We start from the raw sequence: 5,009 nt of genomic DNA on the forward strand, positions 1-5,009 counted from the left end.
TTTTGGCGTAACAAGGCTGTAACAGGCAGTAACGGTTGGCGTAACGGGGGCTTTGGTGATGGGATGTGGGCGCAAAATTGCGCTGACGGGCGTTACACCTCCTCAAAATTGAGGGGGTTGATGTTTTATTGGTTCCGATGGGTGGTTATACTTTTGTATACAATAGATTCTATTAGATACATGATAGGGGTGTTTATGTCCACGTCAGCCAGAACCGTCCGGTTACATAATGAGGTCAGCCAGGCGGTTGATGAAATCGCCCAAATTTGTGGCCGTGATGCCAATTTTGTGATGCGCGAAGCCATTGAAGAGTATGTAAAACACCATGAATGGGTGATCAAGGAAACCAAAAGACGTTTGGCAAAGCTGGAAGCCGGTGAAGCAAAGCGGGTGCCCCATGATGAGGTCAGGGATTCCATCCTGAAACGTATTCAGGGTAAGTCATGAATATCTGTTGGATGGAGGAAGCAAAGGAAGATTTGAATGACTGGCTGGATTACATGTCGATTCGCAATCCACAGGCCGGTAACCGGATCGTTCTGGAAGTATTGGAAGCGGTAGAACAGTTGTCAGAAAATCCGCTGAAAGGCAGGGTGGGTAAAGTACACCATACCCGGGAACTGATTATTCCGGATAACCCGCTTAAAGTGATTTATCATGTTGAACAGGACTTGGTCAATATTCTGTTTGTACCCCATCAGCGTCAGCGGTGGCCCAGGGAATAAAGTATGCTAAAGTATTAAAAAGTATTACTTGGTAATAAAAGAGGCACAGATGGCCACGTCCATAAAAATTGATGATGCATTAAAAGATCGGGTACGGGGCCTGGCTGAGCAGCGGCGACGTTCCGTGCACTGGATCATGAAAGAGGCCATTCGTGAATATGTCGAACGGGAAGAGGCCAGAGAATCTTTTAAGCAGGAAGCCATAGCTTCCTGGGAAAAGTATCAGGTTGATAATCGCCATTTAAGTGGGGCAGAGGTCCAGGGCTGGCTGGATAGTTGGGGAACGGATAAAGAGTCTGAGCCACCTCAATGCCACGATTGATTATTACCGAACAAGCCGTTGAAGGCATGGAGCGATGTCGCCGGTTCCTGCAAGAGAAAAACCCCGAAGCGGCTTGCACTGCAGTCATGGCCATTCAGCAAACACTGGCTTGGTTAGAAAACCATCCGTTTATGGGTAAACCGCTGGATGATTATCCGACATTGCGGGAAGTCATTATTCCTCATGGGGATTCCGGTTATGTGGGGCTGTATCGTTATGATGATCCCAGTGAGACCGTGTTTCTGTTGGCCTTCCGGCATCAAAAAGAGGCAGGCTATTAACGGGCTCAATTTTGAGCCCGTTTAACGGTTGAATTCAACGTGGGTTTTGGTTACGATGGCAAGGCATTGACAAGTGGCTTTGCTATGAAGTCATTAGAAAATGGGGTTTGGTTTGGGCCAACCCCATTTTTTTATCTTTTCTTTCTCTATCCATTGATCACCTCATCAAAGATCCAGCAGCGTCTTGTCCTGCCGTTCATATTGGGCTGCTTGCTCCGCAGGGGTTTGTTCTCGATGTAGCGGCGGCTCACACTGTTGGGGAACAGCTGTTTCAGTTCGTTGATGTCGATCCGTTGCAGTTTGTGCTCGCCACACAGTTCGTCAAAGTCCGTCAGGTTGACGGCAATTTTGCCAGAGCCGGGCAGGTGGTTCAGAATCTCCACGTTGTAAGTTTTGCCATTTTCATGGTGAACGGTTTTCCAGTTGAGCTTGTCGTAATAGTCCCAGAACTGTTGGAGCATGGGGTGTTCGCTTTGCAGGCGGCGTTGACGGTCCAGGCATCGTCCCCAGAGATAGCTTTTAAAATGACTCAGTTGTATGTCGGTAATTTCTCCCTTGAATACCGGCTGCAGGACATGCGCCCAGGTCAGGATCTGGGCATGGTTCTGGATGACCCTGGGGGTGAACTTGATCTGTTCCCGGTTGGCCCGTTCAATGAGTTCCCGGTGGGCGCTGTCGTACTGTTGAAAATAGGCTTTCAGCAGTTCCGGCTCATGGCAGAGAATCCGGTTCCGGAAAGCGGCCATGGTGTCAATATCGATTTCTCTGAGGCGATGAATGGCTTTTTCCACATCGGCGTTATAGCCCTTGGCGCTCATATGGAGATGAACAAAACGGGAGAGCAGGGCGTCCGATCCGTCAATGGTCAGGTTCTGAACCACCATCACCGAAGCCTTGAATGGATCTTCGTTGGTTTCCAGTCCGTGGTTTTTCCAGCCGGTGCCCCGGATGGCCCCCCCTTCCCAGGTGGTTTTCAGCCAGTCATAGTCAAACATGCTCCGTTTTTTGGATTCATTGCGGTCTCCTTCAATCATCACCAGTGGAATATTCCCGGTTTGGGCAAACTTGCGGGCCAGTGCCCGTTCATTCATTTTCAGCGGGTCAACCCCCTCATATCTGCTTACTCCCAGCAGACGCCAGAGCAGTTTGGTCAGGGTGGTTTTGCCGGTTTCACGATCGCCGGAGATCTCCAGCAGGGTGTAACCCTCCTGTTTCTGCCGGATTTTCTCGACAAACAGGGAGCCGGTCCAGAAGGCCAGGGCGGCCAACCCCTGATGTTCAAAAACAAAATAGAAATCCTGGTACCAGGCCGGGTCAAAGTGATCATTGCCCCGGTGATAGATGTTGTCCTCAATCAGTTTCAGGTTGCTTTTCAGGCTGAGATTGCCAAACGCCAGGTAGCCATCCTTGTTCTTTTTGACCATTTTCCCCTGGTAATAGCCAAAATCCGGAAAGGCATAAGCGCCGGTGAATTTGTCATAGCCTACAAAAGGGATTGTCCGGATCTCTTCCGGCCCTTCAGCTGCGTCAAACCAGGATAAATGGAGATAATCCAGATCGGCCTGAACGCCATTGAACAGGGCTCCGGTCACTTTACTCAGCAATGAGCGTTTGAAGTTACTGGGGCAGTCGATGTCATTGGATGACAGCCCGGTCAGCACTTGCTGTTGTCTGCCGGGAAAGGTCACCCGAAAGAAATAGTGTTTATCCTCCGTCTGGGGATTGATCTCCGCATAGAGAAATTTGGGCAGGCAGTTGCTGATAGCCGTGGTGTGGTAGGCGCTTTTAAACTCCTGGATATACAGTTCCGGATTTTCGTTGGCGGTGGTGTAGAGCACCTCTGAATTGTTCAGGTAGCGGCCTTTATAGCCTTCCATGGCGTTGTCGTCTTTCTTGTCCCGGATGGTGGATTTCCAGATCTGATGGTTATGTTCAATGACCATGTATTTATGATCGGTTTTCACAAAGAGCCAGAATGCCTTTTCCACGGCACTGGTTGCACTGTGATAAGCACCCCGCCAGAGTGCTTTTTTAAAATACTCATCGGTGAGGTATTCGTGCCGGTTCCCTTCCTTGTCTTTCCAGCGCCTGCGATAGGCTTCATCCCAATCATCCTTGCCTTTTGGATAGGCCACCAGAACCTTTTCGCCCATATCCTGCAGTTGCTTTTTATATTCCGGTGCATGGCGGTGCCCGGCGTGATCGTTATCCAGGGCAATGACCCAGGTGATCTTCCGGCCCGCATTGCGTTTGATGAACTCAATGGGAAGGTTATTGGAACTTAACCCGGTAATGGTCTTTTTTCCCAGGAATGACAAGGCGCAGGATTTAAAAATGGCCTCGGTAATCCATACGGTGTCCCGATCATTAATGTCCTGACGTGGTGGTGCCCAGCATTCTCCTTTATATGGACCCACTATTTTGGCCTTTTTGCCTTTGTTGCGGCGTATATCTTCCTGATTGAGCAGGCGGGCCCAGTAACAGTCATCCGAGATTTTGAAGCGGATGGATTGGGCGGTGCTGCCATCGGCCAGTCTCATCTGTTCCTGGGAGTACCAGCCCGCCATGGCACCGGTGTTGAGGCCACGGTATTCCAGAAAGGCCCGGGCGCTGGCGTTGGGGTCGGTCGTTGTTGCCGGATAACGTTCTGTGAAGTTCTCAAAAAGATCCTTGTAAAAATTCCGGATATCAATGATGACTCCGCAGTCGTTCATCCTGGCGCAAATCAGTGACCAGGGCGATTCCCGATAGACCCAGAGTCCGTCACCTCCGCATTTGGGACAGATCCCATCCCGGAGGTATTTTAGGCTTTTAATGTCTTTTAATTTAAGTGACTTGTCGTTTAACAAGCGATCAAGAATCTCATTAACCAAACTCATGCTGCAGCACCTGGTTTCTCAGATTTGGCAATGCGTCGGGCTTCGGTTAGCAGTTGTTCATGATCAAATTGCTCTTTGGTTTTGGTGGCGTCGGAACCGGCTACCCGTCTGGCTTGAAACATCAGGTTTTCCCGGGCTCTCAGGTGTGGGTTGTCTTCATAGATGCGGGCGTTGATCAGGGATGTTGGCCAACGTTTTATCGTGCCAATAACTACAGGTTCCGGAAATTCGCCTTGTTTGATCCAGTTGTTAAGAGTGGTCCGAGTGATTCCGAATCGCTTGCACACTTCATCCATGGTTAGCAATTCATCACGGTTGATGTCAAAGATTGATGTGGGTTCGGCCAGTTGCCCGATGGCCTTGAACAGATCATTGAGCATGTCACCTATTGTATTATGACTCATTTTTATGCACCTTAGTCTAATAAACTATTCGGATAGTGATTAATAACTTTAAAAAGTATGCGTTAATGCTTACTATATGATGTATAACGTTTATGCGTCGCTTAATGCGTGCATATATGCATATTATATAGTTAAAATTTTCAGGTCAATGCAAATATGGAAAAAATTGTGCAGGAAGGTCTAGGCGGGCGTATTTCTGAGGTTCGTGACCGGTTGGGTGGAACCCGCAATCTTACGGAAGCGACGGGGATAAGCCAGAGTTATCTCTCCCGGTTGATGAATGGAGTGGTTGATAATCCGGGGATTCAGCAGCTGATGAAAATTGCAGCTGCCGGGAATGTTAGCTTGGGAATTGTCTAAAAATAACTTTCCCATTTCACTCTAATTCTGGAACTATG

Annotated in this window: 7 protein-coding genes; 5 read left to right on the plus strand and 2 right to left on the minus strand. The window is 48.9% G+C overall.

The window, feature by feature from the left end:
- The 4 genes from KDK14_RS08460 to KDK14_RS08475 form a co-directional block, all read left to right on the plus strand.
- A partial coding sequence (locus KDK14_RS08460; protein ID WP_257264658.1) for a CopG family ribbon-helix-helix protein occupies positions 1-447 on the plus strand: 447 nt, incomplete at its 5' end.
- A complete protein-coding gene (locus KDK14_RS08465; protein WP_257264659.1) occupies positions 444-725 on the plus strand; it encodes a type II toxin-antitoxin system RelE/ParE family toxin in 282 nt (93 codons plus the stop codon). The genes KDK14_RS08460 and KDK14_RS08465, both read left to right, overlap by 4 nt.
- A gap of 49 nt (positions 726-774) precedes the next feature.
- Positions 775-1,047, plus strand: coding sequence for a CopG family ribbon-helix-helix protein (locus tag KDK14_RS08470; RefSeq protein WP_257264660.1), 273 nt, complete (start codon positions 775-777; stop codon positions 1,045-1,047).
- Positions 1,035-1,328 (plus strand): type II toxin-antitoxin system RelE/ParE family toxin, encoded by a 294-nt coding sequence (locus KDK14_RS08475; RefSeq protein ID WP_257264661.1) that lies wholly within the window; start codon positions 1,035-1,037, stop codon positions 1,326-1,328. Before KDK14_RS08470 ends, KDK14_RS08475 begins: the two co-directional genes overlap by 13 nt.
- Before the next feature lie 146 nt (positions 1,329-1,474).
- Here KDK14_RS08475 and KDK14_RS08480 read toward each other — a convergent pair whose 3' ends face one another.
- Complete coding sequence (locus tag KDK14_RS08480) at positions 1,475-4,207, minus strand: toprim domain-containing protein (RefSeq protein WP_257264662.1); 2,733 nt, start codon at positions 4,205-4,207, stop codon at positions 1,475-1,477.
- Positions 4,204-4,611: an AlpA family transcriptional regulator gene (locus KDK14_RS08485; protein ID WP_257264663.1), complete on the minus strand. Its 408-nt coding sequence runs from the start codon at positions 4,609-4,611 to the stop codon at positions 4,204-4,206. Before KDK14_RS08485 ends, KDK14_RS08480 begins: the two co-directional genes overlap by 4 nt.
- A 156-nt stretch (positions 4,612-4,767) precedes the next feature.
- On the opposite strand from KDK14_RS08485, the gene KDK14_RS08490 reads away from it, so the two are divergent.
- Entirely contained in the window at positions 4,768-4,971 is a 204-nt protein-coding gene (locus KDK14_RS08490) for a helix-turn-helix domain-containing protein (protein ID WP_257264664.1), read from the plus strand.
- Positions 4,972-5,009: the final 38 nt, after the last annotated feature.

Origin of the sequence: Endozoicomonas sp. ONNA2 (genome assembly GCF_024606365.1) — a bacterium.
In the GTDB taxonomy this organism is placed as follows: domain Bacteria; phylum Pseudomonadota; class Gammaproteobacteria; order Pseudomonadales; family Endozoicomonadaceae; genus Endozoicomonas.